The following is a 15437-nucleotide window of genomic DNA, read 5'->3' as shown; positions in this document are numbered from 1 at the left end:
CTGCTCTTCCGGAACTTTCGCCGCATCTACGAAGCCAAAGCGAGTCCCGCACTCAGTCGGGGCGACCGCGCACAATTGAGCGTAAAAACGCTTGCGTAAAATTGTCTTTGATCAAACAAATTTGGGTGGATAAGGGCGAATCTGACACAAAAAACCGTATCTTTAGGGCAATGAATGAACGCATCAGAGAAAAGCTTACCATTCTCGCTGACGCCGCTAAATACGACGTTTCGTGCAGCAGTTCCGGCAGTAAGCGAAAGAACACGGTGGACGGGCTCGGCAACGCGACCGGCATGGGTATTTGTCATACCTACACCCAGGACGGCCGCTGCGTCTCCCTGCTAAAAATTCTGCTGACGAACCACTGCATTTTCGATTGCGCCTACTGCGTGAGCCGCAAGAGTAACGACGTGAAGCGCGCCGCCTTTACCGTGGAAGAGGTTGTCGATCTCACCATCAATTTTTACAAGCGTAATTACATCGAAGGACTTTTCCTTAGTTCCGGGATTTTCAAGAGCGCGGACTACACCATGGAGCGCCTCGTGCGCATTGCCAAGACTTTACGGACGGAACATAAATTCAACGGCTACATCCACCTCAAGGCCATCCCCGGAGCCAGCGACGAGCTGATCCACGAAGCCGGCCTCTACGCCGACCGCCTGAGCGTCAACCTGGAGATGCCGAGCGAAATGAGCCTCAAGAAAGTAGCCCCCGAAAAGAGCTACGCGGACGCCTACAAGCCGATGAACTTCCTGAAGGAATCCATTGATGACTACAAATCTCAATCCACGGCGCTCGTCAAATCCATCCACAAACCTAATTTTGCCCCCGCCGGGCAGAGCACGCAGATGGTGATCGGTGCCAGCCCGGAAACGGACCAGGATATTCTGAAGCTTTCCAAGACTTTATACCGAGACCAATCGCTGAAGCGCGTCTACTACAGCGGCTACGTCCCGATCAGTGACGACATCCGTTTGCCGACACTTTCCGCACCGCCTCTCCGCCGCGAAAATCGCCTTTACCAAGCCGACTGGCTGATGCGCTTCTACAAATTCGATGCCACCGAAATTGTCGACGACGCCAACCCGATGCTGGACCCCGATGTCGACCCAAAGCTGGCCTACGCCCTGCGTAACCCCGCCCTGTTCCCAGTTGACGTCAACACCGCGCCGCTGGAGATGATCCTCCGCATACCGGGGGTCGGCGTCAAGAGCGCGCACAAAATCGTCCAGTCCCGCCGCTTTCATTCGCTCCGTCGGGAGCACCTCAAGAAAATTGGCATCGTCTGGAAGCGAGCGCAGTACTTCCTGACCAGCGCCGATAAGGACTTTCGGCAACTGGGGTTTGACCCGCAGGTCATTCGCCGTCGTGTACTGCGCGGTCAGACTTCCGGTCGCCACGTGAAAACGCCGCAGTTGAGTTTGTTTGGGTAGTTTAGTACGAACGTTCCGCCACCGTAACTTTTGCTTCGTGGCTAACGAAAATAAGAAGGCCCGCTTGCGTCACGCAAGCGGGCCTTCTTCATTAACTCGGTGAGGAGTGGGGTTACATCCCCTTTTCCTTAAAGTAAGATCCGGCGACTTTCTCTCCGGCCTGTACTTTTTCGATCCGTTCTTTGAACTCGTTAGACACTTCGTACTCGTCCATACGGGCGTAAATCTCTTTAAGGGCAATCAACGTGTTAACGTCTCCTGGCTCACTCATTTCCGCCTTCTGGAAGAAGGGTAGTGCCTTGGCAAATTCTACATTCACTACTTCCTGTAGTTCGTCGTATTTTTTCTGGCCTTCCTTCGAAAAGTCGTTACCTAGCTCGACGAGTTCCTGCGTCATGCCGGCGGCACGGTTGTAGATCATGGAGCCTAGTCCAGAAATCATTCGTGCGGAAGACGGGTCTTTCTCAAGACCGCGCTGGTATTCAGCCTCGGCTTTTTGGTAGAACATTTCTTCTTTCTCCACGTCACCGTCCGTCTTTGCTTTCTTGTAGAGCTCCTGGTAAACACCCGCGAGCGTACCGTAGAGGGAGATGTTGTCCGGCTCCTTGGCAATGGCGGATTCCAGGCGTTCGGTCAATTCGTCGAGGCGACCTTCCGCGAGGAGGAAGTTGATTTCGTTGAACAGCAAACCACTGTCGTCCGGGTAGCGCGTGCGCCCCTTCTGGAGTACGTCGGCGGCTTCGGTCTTCATTTCTTTCTCCGTGTAGATAGTGAAAAGCCCGCTGTAGATAGCGGAGTCATCGTACTCAGCACCCATCAGTTCTTCGAACAAAGGTTGGGCACCGTCGTAATTTTTGGCGAGCAGGGCGGCGAGGCCACCGTAGTATTTGTCCTGAGTAACACTTTCTTCGGTTAAGCTCGACTTACCTCCGTTCTTCTCGAGAAACTCGGATACCATCATGTTCGTTTGGAAGGCCGTGTAGCTGTTTCCGTAGAAGCTCTCGTTCTCGGTGCCGTCCTGAATAAAGTAGATTCCTTCGTTCGTGATGCTACCCTGGATGTCTTCGAGACCCTTGATGGCTGCTTTGCGGGTTCCCTTCTTATCGGTCGCGTTGTAAGCCGCCATGTAGGCCTTCGCTGCTTTGGTAGCCGGCATGTCGATGCCACGGGCTTTGTCGGCTGCGTCGAGGGAGCGACGGGTGACGTACTGGACGGTCGCTTCTTTGTAGATGTCTCCGGCTTCAAGGAGCGCCTTCGGGTCGTTCGCCACTTCACTGTCCTGCATCGCGAGTTCCAGGTTAGCGGATGCTTCCTTCAGGGCTTCTACGTCGCCGTTGAGCTTGTAACTGTCGAAAGATTTCTTGGCTGATTTGAGCGCGTCCTCACCACTCTGGGCTACCAGGCTGGTAACGGAGATGAGCATGACGAGCATCGATAGGATAAGTCTGTACATGTTTAAAATTTGTTGGTTTAGTAAAATGAATTCCGGTAAGTAAGACGTTCCCGGATTTGCAATGGTAACTAGGAAACGTTAAGGCCGGGGAAGTTTATCGTTAAGGCGATCCTAAATGATGGAGCGCAAAAACGAAAGAGCCCCTTCTACGTCCTAAAACGTAAAAGGGGCGATGTGTTCGGTAGAACTGACGTCAGTAATAATTAGCGATTACGCTGTTTAACCTTGTCGCACTGTCAAGCTTTACTCTTCTTCATTGAGCGGTTCTTCGCGATCCTCCCCGTCGTGGCGAACGATTGCTACGTCGGAGATCGCGTCTCCCTTCTCCACGTTAATCAGGCGAACGCCCTGGGTAGCCCGACCGGAAATGCGCAAAGCATCGAGTCCCGTCCGAATGACGATACCGGATCGATTCGTAATCATGAGGTCGTCTTCGTTAGTAACGGCCTTCATGGCGATCAGCTCACCGGTTTTCTCGGTGACCTTCATCGTCCGAACGCCCTTGCCGCCCCGGTTGGTAATCCGGTAGCTGTCCCAGTCGGATCGCTTACCGATCCCGTTAGCGCTGACGACCAGAATGGTTTTGTCCGCGTCTAATTCATGGTCGATCGTGACCATACCGACAACGGCGTCGTCGTCGCCCTGCAAACTGATGCCGCGCACACCCGTGGCGGTACGGCCCATGTTGCGGACTTTCTCCTCTTCGAAATGGATCGCTTGTCCTTTGCGCGACGCTAGAAACACGTGGCTGGAACCCGTTGTCAGCTTGACTTCGAGCAATTCGTCGCCGTCGTTGATCGAAATGGCGTTGATGCCATTCGTGCGGGGGCGGGAGTACGCTTCCAGACTGGTCTTCTTGACAATACCTTTTCGCGTAGCGAAAATGATGCTATGTCCCTGCAGGAATTCCTCGTCGGTAAGGTCCTGGACGCTGATGTAGGCGCGGATGTTCTCTTCCTTCGGCATCGCGATGATGTTCTGGATCACCCGCCCTGCGCTCTGCTTACTAGCTTCGGGAATTTCATAAATCCGCAACCAGAAACAGCGGCCCTGGTCGGTAAAGAGTAGGAGGTAGTTGTGGTTACTCGCGATGAACATGTGTTCCACGAAGTCCTTGTCGCGCGTTTTGCTGCCGCGGCTACCGCGACCACCGCGACTTTGCGCGCGGTATTCGTCGACGTTGGTACGCTTGATGTACCCGAGCTTGCTGATCGTAACGACGACGTCGTCGTCGGCAATCATGTCCGTGATGGAGATGTCGGCCGTATCGAGGCTAATTTGCGAGCGGCGCTCGTCGCCGAAGCGAGTTTTGATGTCGTGTAGTTCTTCCTTCACGATCACGCGCTGGCGCTCCGGGCTTTCCAGGATGCCGCGGAGGTCGTCGATGATTTCACGGATTTCAGCGTACTCAGCACGGATCTTATCGAGTTCGAGACCGGTCAACTTCTGGAGGCGCATTTCGAGGATGGCCTTGGCCTGCGCTTCGCTCATCGCATTATCGCCTTCGACCGTTAGTTCCGTCGTCTGGGCTTCTTCGACCAGGTCGCGGAACTTCGTCCAGAACTGCTCTTTGTTGCCGATGAAGGTTCCATTGATCAAGCCTTCCCGGGCTTCTTCCGGGCTGGCACTGGCGCGAATCAGGGCGATCACTTCGTCCAGGTAATCCAACGCGATCAACAGGCCGATCAGGATGTGCGCGCGGGCGAGTGCCTTGTTGAGTTCGTATAGCGTCCGCCGCTGAATGACCTCGATTCGGAAGTCGATAAACTCCTCGATCATGTCCTTCAGGTTCAGCGTCATGGGCCGTCCCTTCACGAGGCAGACGTTATTGACGCCGTAGCTAGTTTGCAGGGCGGTGTACTTGTAGAGGTAGCTGAGCACGATGGAAGCCATCGCGTCGCGCTTGATCTCAATGACGATCCGGAGGCCGTCGCGGTCGGATTCATCACGCACGTCCCGGATGCCGGTGATCTTGCCCTCGTTGGCGAGTTCGGCGATCTTAGCGACCAGTACCGACTTATTGATCTGGTAGGGAATCTCGTTGATGATGATCGTCTCGCGATCGTCACTGTCTACTTCGATTTTGGCGAGGCCACGGACGACGACGCGGCCACGGCCGGTTTCGAACGCTTCCCTAACCCCGTCCACACCGTAGATAATACCACCGGTGGGGAAGTCGGGTGCCTTCACGTACTGCATGAGCTCCGGGATCGTAATCTCCGGATTATCAATCGTTGCGAAGATACCATCGATTACCTCGTTGAGGTTGTGCGGCATCATGTTGGTGGCCATGCCGACCGCGATGCCGGAAGCGCCGTTGACGAGCAGGTTCGGGATGCGCGTGGGCAGTACGGAGGGCTCCTTCAACGTATCGTCGAAGTTGAACTGAAAGTCAACCGTGTCCTTGTCGAGGTCGCCGAGGATGTTGTCGGAGATCTTTTCGAGCCGCGCTTCGGTGTAACGCATGGCGGCTGGGGAGTCGCCGTCCATGGAGCCGAAGTTGCCCTGTCCGTCCACGAGGGGATAACGGAGGGACCAGTCCTGGGCCATGCGCACCATCGTGTCGTAAACCGAGCTGTCGCCGTGGGGGTGGTACTTACCGAGTACTTCCCCGACGATCCGGGCGGATTTTTTGTGGGAAGACCGGAAGCTCAGCCCCAGTTCATTCATTCCGAAGAGTACCCGCCGGTGGACGGGTTTGAGGCCATCGCGCACGTCCGGGAGGGCGCGGCTAACGATGACGGACATCGAATAATCGATGTAGGCGGACTTCATCTGATCCTCGATGTTGACCGGGATGATCCGTTGCTTCTCTGCCATAATTTGTATTCTAAACTAAGATTTGCCGTTGGTTTTCGCTGCGCGGTCGCCGGTGCAAAGTGGACTCGTAGAAGCGCGAAGTGAATGAAGGAAACGGCCGGATTCGCCCTGCTTTTCTCCCACCACGATGCACCCGCATCCGTGCCCACATTCTGCACCGGCGAATTACCCTCGGGTACGCGCGAAGATACGTAAAAGCGGGCGCTTTTGGTAGCCTTTTACCGTCAGAAATGGTCCGAAACCACCTTAAATGAAAGGTCAGGACAATTCAAAAATTTATCTCGCCGGTAGTCATGCAAATAACCACCGAATTGGCCGACAAATCGCCCGTCAAACATCATTTCTAACTTAACAATTTGCAGCCGTTGGTGACCGTGAACCCTCGCAACCACAAAGCAATTTAGGAAACAAAATAACCTGACTATGAGAGCACTAACCTGGCACGGCCAGGGTGACGTTCGCGTCGATACGCACCCCGACCCCACAATCCTGTCACCAACGGACGCCATCATCAAGATTACTTCCACGGCCATCTGCGGTTCCGACTTACACCTCTACGATAATTATGTCCCCATGATGCGGGAGGGTGACATCATCGGCCACGAACCGATGGGCATCGTGGTGGAAACCGGCGCGGCCGTTAAAAACATCAAAAAGGGAGACCGGGTCGTTGTTAGTTTCACCATCTCCTGTGGGCACTGCTTTTTCTGTGAAAGTTCCATGTATTCCCTGTGCGACAACTCGAACCCTAAACCAGAGAACGCCGAAAAAGCCATGGGCCACTCGCCCGCGGGTATCTACGGGTACAGCCACCTGACGGGGGGCATTCCCGGTGGCCAGGCGGAGTTTCTCCGCGTTCCGTACGCCGACGTTGGCACGATCAAGATTGAATCCGACCTCCCCGACGAAAAGGTACTTTTCCTCTCCGACATCTTTCCTACCGGCTACATGGCCGCCGAGCAGGCGCAAATCCAGCCCGGTGATACCGTTGCCGTGTGGGGTTGCGGCCCCGTTGGCCAGTTCGCCATCCAGAGTGCCTGGATGCTGGGCGCCGGCCGGGTGATCGCCATTGATAAAGTAGAGGAGCGACTAGCTATGGCCCGCACGGCCGGCAAGGCGGAGACGATCAATTTCGAAACCGAAAGCGTTCTCGACAAACTGAACGAAATGACCGGCGGTCGCGGACCCGATCGTTGCATCGAAGCCGTGGGGGCGGAGGCCCACGCCGCCAGCAACATTACCGCGGCGGCGGACTCGCTGAAGTCGACGTTACACTTGCAAAGCGACCAGCCGCACGCGCTCAATCAGGCGATCATGGCTTGCCGCAAGGGCGGAACGCTCTCCGTACCGGGTGTGTACGCCGGCCCGATGACGCTTCAATTCGGTGCCGTCATGAACAAGGCGCTGACCCTCAGGACCGGCCAAACGCACGTCCAGGCGTACATGAAGCCACTGCTCGAAAAAATCGAGAAAGGTGAAATCGACCCGAGTGTAATCATCACTCACACCGAACCTCTGGAGAACGCTCCGGAGATGTACCGGATCTTCCGTGAGAAGGAAGACGGTTGCGTTAAGGTCGTGCTGAAAGCATAAGTACCAAAGGTGTTTTCCGTGGTGCCGTGCTTCGCTCGCCGCGAAGCACGGCATTTTTGTGTCACGAACCGGCGTGGGGCAATTCTGGGCACAGACTTTTTCTCCCGTCCAAAACCAAACTACCCAACGTTCGTTTCCCTCACCATGGCACACACCCACGATACCGTCAAACCCTACGGCGAAACGGACTCCAAGAAATCCGAAGTCGGGCAAATGTTTGACTCCATTGCTTCTTCTTACGACCTACTTAATCGGGGGACCTCCCTGGGCGTCGATACCCTCTGGCGGGCCAAGATGATCGAGGAGCTGGACGATACTATTCACAAAAAAGTACTCGACGTGGCCACGGGCACGGCGGACGTCGCGATTCAAACCATCAAGCGCACGAAGGTCGAGCACGTGACCGGCCTGGACCTGAGTGAAGGAATGCTGAGCTACGGTAGAAAGAAAGTCACCACCGCCGGGCTGGATGACCAAATTACCCTGGTGCAGGGGGACAGCGAGAACCTGCCTTACGCCGACGATCATTTCGACGCCGTCACCGTCAGTTTCGGGGTGCGCAACTTCGAAAATTTAGAAAAGGGCCTGGCGGAAATGCGCCGAGTACTGCGCCCGGGGGGGAAGGTGGTTATTCTTGAGTTCAGTAGGATTACCTTTGCGCCCATTCGCTGGGGATTTAATGTCTACTTCGGTAAAATTATGCCGCTGATCGGTCGTTTACAGTCGAAAGACCCCCGCGCTTACGCTTACCTTTTCGAGTCCGTCCAGGCTTTTCCGAGCGGAAAGACGTTCACGGATATTCTCGACCGGGTGGGGTACAAACGAACTGAATGCGCCCCACTTACTTTCGGCATCGCCACCATCTATACCGCACACAAGGACTGAGCCCCGCAATTTTTGGCGCTTTAGTGTTCGCGCTGAGTTTCTTTTTTTGCGCGGACGCGGGTGCACAGTACACGGGTGGGCGCAACGATAATTTCCGCGATTTTCAAAATAAGCGCTTCTATTTCGGGCTTACGCTCGGAATCAATTCCAGTCGCTACACGCCGTTCCGAAGCGAGGAGTTTCTGTTCAGCGATACGATCGTGGCGGTCAGTAGCCTGAATGGCCCGGGGTTTAACCTGAACATGATTGCCAATCTGAAGATCGGTCAGTACTTCGATTTTCGCTTTCTACCGGGTTTCAGCTTCGCCGAGCGGCGCCTTAATTACAGTCGGGACAATCGCGGGCTCTCGGAAACCCAGCGTTCCATTCAGTCGGTATTCGTAGAATTACCGTTTCACTTTCGTTATAAATCGGCTCCATACCGCGACAAGCGCGTCTTTCTCGTTGCCGGGGCAAAGTACAGTTTCGACGTAGCCAGCGAGTCGCGTACGCGGCAGTCCGACAATCTCGTCCGCATCAGCCCCCATGATTTTCACGTCGAATACGGGGCTGGCGTACAGTTCTTCTTTCCCTATTTTATTTTCTCTCCCGAATTCAAAGTGAGCCACGGCATCGGCAATACGCTGATCTTTAACCCGAACCTGGATGAAAGTACGGTGCTGGATAAAGTACTCAGCCGAACCTTCACCATCAGTTTTCACATCGAAGGGTAAACCCTACCTACTTAGCCCCTAATTGGTGACACTCCCCTGCGCTAACCCACCGTCAAGTACAGCGTAGTGGCGCGGGACGTGGGTGGTATAAGTCTGGGAAAATAGTACACCGAAGGGCCCGGAAAGTGGAAGCCGTCTACTGGCCCGCTTTGATGATGTCGGCGAATGCCTGGGCGTCGAGCGAAGCGCCACCGACCAGACCACCGTCGACGTCAGCCATCCCGAACAATTCTTCGGCGTTGGCAGCTTTTACGGACCCACCGTAAAGAATACTGATACCGTTGGCAATCTCGGAACCAAACTGGTCGGAGATCATCTGGCGAATGAAAGCGTGCATTTCCTGCGCCTGTTGCGGCGAGGCTGTTTTGCCCGTGCCGATGGCCCAGACGGGTTCGTAGGCGACCACCACCTTAGCCATCTGCTTGGGAGAAAGCGCGGACAGCGCCTGCTCGATCTGTTTGCCGACCACGACGTTCTGGTTATTGGACTCCCGAATGTCTAATTTCTCTCCGCAGCAGTAGATGGGGATTATCCCCGCGTCGAGTGCGGCAACGATTTTGGCGTTGATAAGCGTATCATCTTCGCCGCTGTACTGTCGCCGTTCGCTGTGGCCAAGGATTACGTAATCGATGCGAGCGTCCGCCAACATGGCGGCGCTCATTTCTCCGGTAAAGGCACCGTCTGCTTTTTGGTGCATGTTTTGTGCGGCTACGTAGTATCCCTCCGCGGCGGCGGTAAGTTGCTTGATCTTTACCAACTGAATTGCCGGTACTCCGAAAATGACCTTACCTACTGGCGCAGCCACCTTATCGATTACGCCCTGTGCCAGCACGGAGCCTTCGCTTGGTGTAGTGTTCATCTTCCAGTTACCGGCTACGATGCGGCGGTCAGTCTTACTTGTCATTGGTGTTGGGTTGTGTGCGGTAGAAAAATCTGAAGGGCGGCGGGGTAATTTTTGTTCTCACGGTCGCGAAATTATCCGGCACGTGAATACTACCACCCGGTACCACTTCGGTGGCGGATTACTTACGCTTCTCCTCATTCCGCTCAATCTTGTGGCCGGGGCGGCTCCACTTGATGCGCGTCTTTGCTTCGGGACCGCCGGGGTCCTGCTTGATCGTTGGCTTTGTTCCCTTTGAATAGGCGGTCGCTGGCTTCAGCCCCAGGTTGTTGAACATCTCCAGGTCCTCGAAGGCTTCGGGGTTGGGGGTCGTTAATAATTTATCACCGGCGAAAATGGAGCCCGCCCCGGCGAGGAAACACATGGCCTGGCCTTCGGGGCTCATGCTCGTGCGGCCGGCGGAGAGGCGGACGGTGGTTTTGGGCATCATGATCCGGGTCACGGCAATCATCCGGACCATGTCAAATATGGGTACGGGGCGCTGATCTTCGAGGGGAGTCCCGGCGACGGCGACGAGGGCGTTGATGGGTACGGATTCTGGCTGGGGGCTGAAGGACGACAGGGTCATCAACATCTTCAGGCGGTCGTCGATGCTTTCTCCCATGCCGATGATGCCCCCGGAGCAAACGGTGAGGCCGGCCTTACGGGCATTGCCGATGGTTTCGATCCGGTCTTCGTATCCACGGGTGGAAATCACTTCTTTGTAGTACTCTTCGGAGCTATCCAGGTTGTGGTTGTAGGCGTACAAGCCAGCGGCGGCCAGTCGTTCCGCCTGGTTGGGGGTGAGCATACCGAGGGTCGCGCATACTTCCATGTCGAGTCCGTTTACCGTTCTGACGAGGTCGAGGACTTGCTCGAATTCGCCGTCGTCACGGACGTTGCGCCAGGCGGCACCCATGCAGAGGCGACTGCTGCCGAGCCCCTTGGCGCGGGTTGCGGCGGTGGTGACCTGCTCGACCGTCATCAGCGCGTTCTCCTCAATGTCGGTGTGGTAGCGGGCGGCCTGGGGGCAGTAACCGCAATCTTCCGGACAACCGCCCGTCTTGATGCTGAGCAGACTGCTCATCTGGACTTCATTGGGGTCGTGGTGCTGGCGGTGCACGGTGGCGGCGCGGAAAACGAGGTCCATCAGGGGGCTGTCGTGGAGTTCTCGCAGGGCTGCTAGGGACCAGGTGGTGGAAATGTTCTGGGTCGTTACGGTCATAGGGGGTTCCGGTTAGCTGGGGGGCAAATATAGGTAATGAGGTGGTGGTATGCTTTACGGATGGCGATTCAGTTTTTTAGGTTGAAAGCAAACAAACATTGCATTATTCGTACTGACTTTGCACCCGCGACCGCGCAACAAAAATAGCGTGATGCTACTCGTGAATTCTACCCTTTATAGACCTACCGGAGACGGCACGGTCGAGCGAATCAACTTTTGCAAACAACTTGGCGTCGGGGGAAAGGCGCGCCAGGTCGGGCTGCCCGGCGTCGACCCAGCAGGTGAACCAAACGCTACCGATGCTGAGTATGGTAGCGCGAAAACGTTCTTCGACCATGCCCTGCATTTCGCGACTCCACGCGGCGGAAAACTCCGCGGACTGAGTCTTGATGGTGCGCCCTAACCGCTCGTCGAACACCATTTGTTGGTCGGCGGGGTACGTTTCGCGTAGGCGCCGCTCGCTACTGAGGACGGAGTCGACGAGGGAATGGCTTTTCAGAACGATGCCCCAGTAATAGTCGCGTGGGTTTTCGATGTAGCGGGCTTTGCCAACGAAGAAGTCGTACTCGTCGTCCGCAAATAGTTCCGGGAGGCGCGACTCCCAAAAAGCATGAATGCCCGTCTGGCCGGTTAGTTGACCATTGTAATTTTCGGTGGTGTGCAGCGGCACGTGGGCGTCACCGATGTAGTGACCGATCTCGGCGGAAAGCCGTAAGATGTCCTTTGAATCTTCCGCGACGAAGGCCTGGGTCAGGCGCCGCTGGTACTGTTCCAGGTGATACGGCAATATGCCGTATTCGGAAAAGTGTTCCCGTGCTTCAACCGTTGCGCCGTCCGGAACGGATAAGCCCAGCACGCGTGCGCTGTCCGGCGCGATGGTCATCAGTTCGTCGTAGAACCCCGGAAGTGCGTTGTTGATCCAAAAACTGCGGTAGGTACCGAGACTCGTGCGGAATACCTCGCCAGATCTGTTGCGGAGTACCACCTCGCTGTTGTCGGCAAATAGGTAATCCGGGTCACCCTGAATAATGGTGTCCGTTGCCCAGACTACGGTATCCTGCGGGCCGGTAAGAACCAACCCCCCCCGGTAGATGAGCGCATCGGTCCAGCGGCGGGGCACGTGCGTAAATTTCTTGCTTTCCCCCCAGTGGTCGAGGTCGATGTAGTGGCGGACGGCTTCGAACTTACTGGCGTAGCGGCGCTTGTCGGGGTCGACCGCGTGGTCGGTTAGCCACTCAACGTGGGCGCGGTAAAAGGGCATCATCTCCGCGTCGAGCGTAAATACCGCCAGGCGGTTTAGCCGGCGGTGGCCGAAAAAGCCCCACTCCGGCCCGACGGCCACGGCGAGACTAGAACCGGCGACCAGCAACAAAAGAAACCACCTCATCAGCTGCCAATTACCTTGCATTGCCGTAAGATAAGGACTGCGTCAAAAATAATCGTAGCCGATCATGAGCGGCTGGATGGTCTCTACGTTCAGGAGCGCCCAATCCGCCCCGTCGTTGATGAAAGCGCTGTAGGCTTTGAGACCGCCCCGGTTAACGATTGCCCCGGTTTTTGGATTGTTGGTAAACTCGTTGGCGCCGTAGCGCGGATAGATCACCATCGTTTGCTCCGGTTTGCCTTCCTCTTTAACGCGGATGACTGCGTGGGGGAGTGCATCGCGCGCCGCCGTGATGGATTTCTCGTCTAGATTCTCGTAGGCGTTCACGTAGTATTTCTCGTAGCGCGTGAGGATGCCCTCGACGCCGCCCCGGGGCACGTTGCGGGTTTGTTGGTTCGACGCGTAGAAAGGTTTGAGTTGGAAGCGATCTCCATTTTTAGTCAGGACGAAGCTCTTGTTCCGTAGTTTGGGATATTCGATGCTGAACGATTCCACTTTTTCGGGGTCGACGCGCCAGTAAATTTTGTCCCGCCATTCATCGCCAACGTGGACGACGCGCTGGCGGACGTTGCCGGTAAAGCCGGGAAGATGAACCACGTAAGGATCCTCGACCCCTTCCTTGATGGCGTAGGTGCCCGTCTCGTCTGCCGTCGTGCCCCCCAGGTAATAGCCCCGCAGCTTGTTGTTGTCCGCGTCGAATAACTGAATTAACGTTCCGGACGTGGCCAGGTCTTCCAGGATTACCGGGATGGCCTTGTAGCTGGGTAACGATTGCACGTCCAGCCCCTCGATCACCTGCAGAATGCCCAGCATAATATTTTCGTTGGCCGGCACGCCATCGGCCAACCAGCCGGATACGCCACCCCGGGTCAGGTCGACCCTGTTCCCTTTACGGTCGGCGATGAATATGCGATCAATCCGGTCGACGTCCGCGTAGCCAAATTGCCGACTTTCCCCCTTATCCGCCAGGGAATTTTCGGTGGCATCCTTCCGGAGGATAAGCCAGGCGCCGGCACCGAGAACAAGGACGGCCAGGAGAAGAATTGAAGTACGGTTCATACGGGGGGGGAGGGTAGGGCGCTGGTCACGGTGATCACCGAGCGTAGCGTCGCTTGCGCAGGTAGTTAAAAACGAAGCCGAACAGCGCTAGGAGCACCAACGGGAGCCCAACGTTAATCAGCCGCCAGTAGGTGGCATCCGCCACCGCCGCCTCTTTGTCGGTCAGCCGCAGTCGGACTTCCTTACCCCTCGCACCGATAACGCCATCCGGGTCGAGTAGGTATTCGATTGCGTTGAGGAGGAAGGTTTTGTTGGCGTACTGGAATTTGTCGTAGATGTTGTAGCCCAGCGGGTGGTAGATGTAGTCTTTGCTAAGTTCGTTCGACATCACGTCCCCGTCGGCCACGATGATCATGCGGGTAGGAACGGACTCGGCTTTGAAGTCGATGCCGCCTTCCCGGAGTGCGTCCTCGTTCTCTCGCTTCAGCCGGTTGGCGTAGTAACTCGTGAAGGTACCCTCCAACAGGTAGGCGAGTGGTAGAGCGTTCTCGTTAAAGCGATCCAGATCTACGTCGTATTTCTGGGCATCCAAATCAATGGGAGCCGGGAGGCGCTTCCGCCGGGAGCGGGGGCTCGTCTGTAGGAGCACGGTTTTTTTCACCTTGTTGTCCGCATCGTTTACGCTTTCAATGACGGTTGGGAACTTGAGGTCGATGGGGTCGAGGTTCTTAATGATCGGGTGCCCTCCCTGCGGGATGGCTTTCACGTTGTAGGGAAAGTTGACCGGCTGGATGTTTGGTCCGCCCGGTCCCTGACCGACCACGATGGAGATGCGGGTCGAGCTCAGGTCGAGGGCGAGCGTGGGGGGAAGACGAAATCCGTACTTAAAAAAAATGTCTTCCAGACCGGTTTGCCGGGAGCCGGGGTAAAATTCGTTGCGGCCCTGGAGGGAATCCAGGTCCATCGCTACGGCATCGATGGCCCAGATAACCTTGCCGCCGTTCATGACATACTGGTCCAATTTAAATGCATCAAACTCGGAAAATGGTACCGTAGGTTTAGCAACGATTAGCAGCTTTATTTCCGTAGAGATCGTGGCGAAGCTGTCGAGGTTAACCGGGCCCAGGTCATAATCTTCCTGCAGGGAACTATAGAGGCTACTGGTACGCACTTTCGGCAATTCTCCGTGGCCGACGGTGAAGCCGACGAGGGGCTTGTCGTTATTGGTCAGTCCCTCAATGGCGCGGCTGAAGTTGTATTCCAGTAGGCTTTCCGCCTGATTAAGCCGCTGGGCTTCCCCCATGCCGGGAAGCCGGGGGGCAAGAAACGGAATAATGCGCTGGCGCGTCCCGTAGGTCAGAACGGCGTAGGGATAAACCGCATTGAGGGACCGCTCGGCCGCGCTGGTGGAGGAGTACACGTTCACCGGCACAATCCCGTAGTCTTCCTGCAGTTGCAACTGCCGTTCTCGCACCACCTCGATGTCACCGGAGAGGGGGTCGGAAAACTCCCACTCGATCTTGTCGGTGTAGCCGTTGAAGTCCAGCAAAAGATCGGCGACTTTTTCCTTAAGCCGCTCGTAGTTTGCCGGGAGTTTGCCCGTGAGCAAAATCCTGACGGTCAGCCGTTCTTCCAGGTCCTCTAGCTGCTCCACGGTGTTGTCCGTGAGGGTGAAACGCTGGTCTTCGGTCAGGTCGAGTGCGCCGTAAAGGGCCGTTCCTCCAATCCGGGCGTTGGCCAGGACGTTGATGAGCACGAGCAAGACCACGGCCAGGACGAATTGAATCAGCGACTGGGTGCGGTATTTTTGTTCGAGTTGGGGCATGGGGAAGGGAGGAATTAGGCGGTAGGAAGAGTTAGGCGGTAGTGATGCTAATAGTTGTGTCTTTAATCATACTACTGGACATTTTCCCCGGACGCTTGGAGGACCTCAACAATTTTGCCTTCGGCTTCACGGCAGAGGACGCTCCAAGGTCCTCAAGTAGAATTTTAGAACCTTGGAGCGTCTCGAAACTAAAGCGCAGCGAAGGGTTTCGAGTCCTCCAAGCGTCC

General features: G+C 56.0%; 11 protein-coding genes. 4 read left to right on the top strand and 7 right to left on the bottom strand.

Translation table 11 applies throughout. The features are described from left to right. Window positions 1–170 precede the first annotated feature (170 nt). A complete protein-coding gene (locus GGR27_RS03420; protein ID WP_168035978.1) occupies window positions 171–1433 on the top strand; it encodes a putative DNA modification/repair radical SAM protein in 1263 nt (420 codons plus the stop codon). Window positions 1434–1545: 112 nt separating this feature from the next. On the opposite strand, the gene GGR27_RS03415 is transcribed toward GGR27_RS03420, so the two are convergent. Both GGR27_RS03415 and gyrA read right to left on the bottom strand, forming a co-directional pair. After that, on the bottom strand, window positions 1546–2886 hold the full coding sequence (locus GGR27_RS03415) for a tetratricopeptide repeat protein (protein WP_168035977.1): 1341 nt from the start codon (window positions 2884–2886) through the stop codon (window positions 1546–1548). 243 nt (window positions 2887–3129) lie between these two features. After that, a complete protein-coding gene (gyrA, locus tag GGR27_RS03410) occupies window positions 3130–5706 on the bottom strand; it encodes a DNA gyrase subunit A (RefSeq protein ID WP_168035976.1) in 2577 nt (858 codons plus the stop codon). A gap of 423 nt (window positions 5707–6129) precedes the next feature. On the opposite strand from gyrA, the gene GGR27_RS03405 reads away from it, so the two are divergent. The 3 genes from GGR27_RS03405 (at window position 6130) to porT (ending at window position 8897) form a co-directional block, all read left to right on the top strand. Then, complete coding sequence (locus GGR27_RS03405; RefSeq protein WP_168035975.1) at window positions 6130–7299, top strand: zinc-dependent alcohol dehydrogenase; 1170 nt, start codon at window positions 6130–6132, stop codon at window positions 7297–7299. A gap of 144 nt (window positions 7300–7443) precedes the next feature. Beyond that, on the top strand, window positions 7444–8184 hold the full coding sequence (gene ubiE / locus GGR27_RS03400; RefSeq protein WP_168035974.1) for a bifunctional demethylmenaquinone methyltransferase/2-methoxy-6-polyprenyl-1,4-benzoquinol methylase UbiE: 741 nt from the start codon (window positions 7444–7446) through the stop codon (window positions 8182–8184). After that, a complete protein-coding gene (gene porT, locus GGR27_RS03395) occupies window positions 8130–8897 on the top strand; it encodes a type IX secretion/gliding motility protein PorT/SprT (protein WP_168035973.1) in 768 nt (255 codons plus the stop codon). Before ubiE ends, porT begins: the two co-directional genes overlap by 55 nt. Window positions 8898–9033: 136 nt before the next feature. On the opposite strand, the gene tpiA is transcribed toward porT, so the two are convergent. From tpiA to gldG, 5 genes are all read right to left on the bottom strand, one after another. Continuing rightward, on the bottom strand, window positions 9034–9801 hold the full coding sequence (gene tpiA, locus GGR27_RS03390) for a triose-phosphate isomerase (protein ID WP_168035972.1): 768 nt from the start codon (window positions 9799–9801) through the stop codon (window positions 9034–9036). A gap of 118 nt (window positions 9802–9919) precedes the next feature. After that, entirely contained in the window at window positions 9920–10927 is a 1008-nt protein-coding gene (bioB, locus tag GGR27_RS03385; protein ID WP_406603635.1) for a biotin synthase BioB, read from the bottom strand. A gap of 229 nt (window positions 10928–11156) precedes the next feature. After that, window positions 11157–12389 (bottom strand): zinc dependent phospholipase C family protein, encoded by a 1233-nt coding sequence (locus tag GGR27_RS03380; RefSeq protein WP_168035970.1) that lies wholly within the window; start codon window positions 12387–12389, stop codon window positions 11157–11159. 42 nt (window positions 12390–12431) lie between these two features. Further along, complete coding sequence (locus tag GGR27_RS03375; RefSeq protein ID WP_168035969.1) at window positions 12432–13445, bottom strand: hypothetical protein; 1014 nt, start codon at window positions 13443–13445, stop codon at window positions 12432–12434. 34 nt (window positions 13446–13479) lie between these two features. After that, window positions 13480–15210 (bottom strand): gliding motility-associated ABC transporter substrate-binding protein GldG, encoded by a 1731-nt coding sequence (gene gldG, locus GGR27_RS03370; RefSeq protein WP_168035968.1) that lies wholly within the window; start codon window positions 15208–15210, stop codon window positions 13480–13482. Window positions 15211–15437 lie beyond the last annotated feature (227 nt).

Origin of the sequence: Neolewinella antarctica, from assembly GCF_011927835.1 — a bacterium.
In the GTDB taxonomy this organism is placed as follows: domain Bacteria; phylum Bacteroidota; class Bacteroidia; order Chitinophagales; family Saprospiraceae; genus Neolewinella; species Neolewinella antarctica.
Note: the sequence above shows the minus strand (reverse complement) of the source record. Positions and strands in the feature narration are given on the sequence as shown.

Coding starts and splice junctions, on each gene's coding strand:
- GGR27_RS03420 (WP_168035978.1), top strand. CDS start 171: ATGAATGAACGCATCAGAGAAAAGCTTACCATTCTCGCTGACGCCGCT.
- GGR27_RS03415 (WP_168035977.1), bottom strand. CDS start 2,886: ATGTACAGACTTATCCTATCGATGCTCGTCATGCTCATCTCCGTTACC.
- gyrA (WP_168035976.1), bottom strand. CDS start 5,706: ATGGCAGAGAAGCAACGGATCATCCCGGTCAACATCGAGGATCAGATG.
- GGR27_RS03405 (WP_168035975.1), top strand. CDS start 6,130: ATGAGAGCACTAACCTGGCACGGCCAGGGTGACGTTCGCGTCGATACG.
- ubiE (WP_168035974.1), top strand. CDS start 7,444: ATGGCACACACCCACGATACCGTCAAACCCTACGGCGAAACGGACTCC.
- porT (WP_168035973.1), top strand. CDS start 8,130: ATGCGCCCCACTTACTTTCGGCATCGCCACCATCTATACCGCACACAA.
- tpiA (WP_168035972.1), bottom strand. CDS start 9,801: ATGACAAGTAAGACTGACCGCCGCATCGTAGCCGGTAACTGGAAGATG.
- bioB (WP_406603635.1), bottom strand. CDS start 10,927: ATGGACCTCGTTTTCCGCGCCGCCACCGTGCACCGCCAGCACCACGAC.
- GGR27_RS03380 (WP_168035970.1), bottom strand. CDS start 12,389: ATGAGGTGGTTTCTTTTGTTGCTGGTCGCCGGTTCTAGTCTCGCCGTG.
- GGR27_RS03375 (WP_168035969.1), bottom strand. CDS start 13,445: ATGAACCGTACTTCAATTCTTCTCCTGGCCGTCCTTGTTCTCGGTGCC.
- gldG (WP_168035968.1), bottom strand. CDS start 15,210: ATGCCCCAACTCGAACAAAAATACCGCACCCAGTCGCTGATTCAATTC.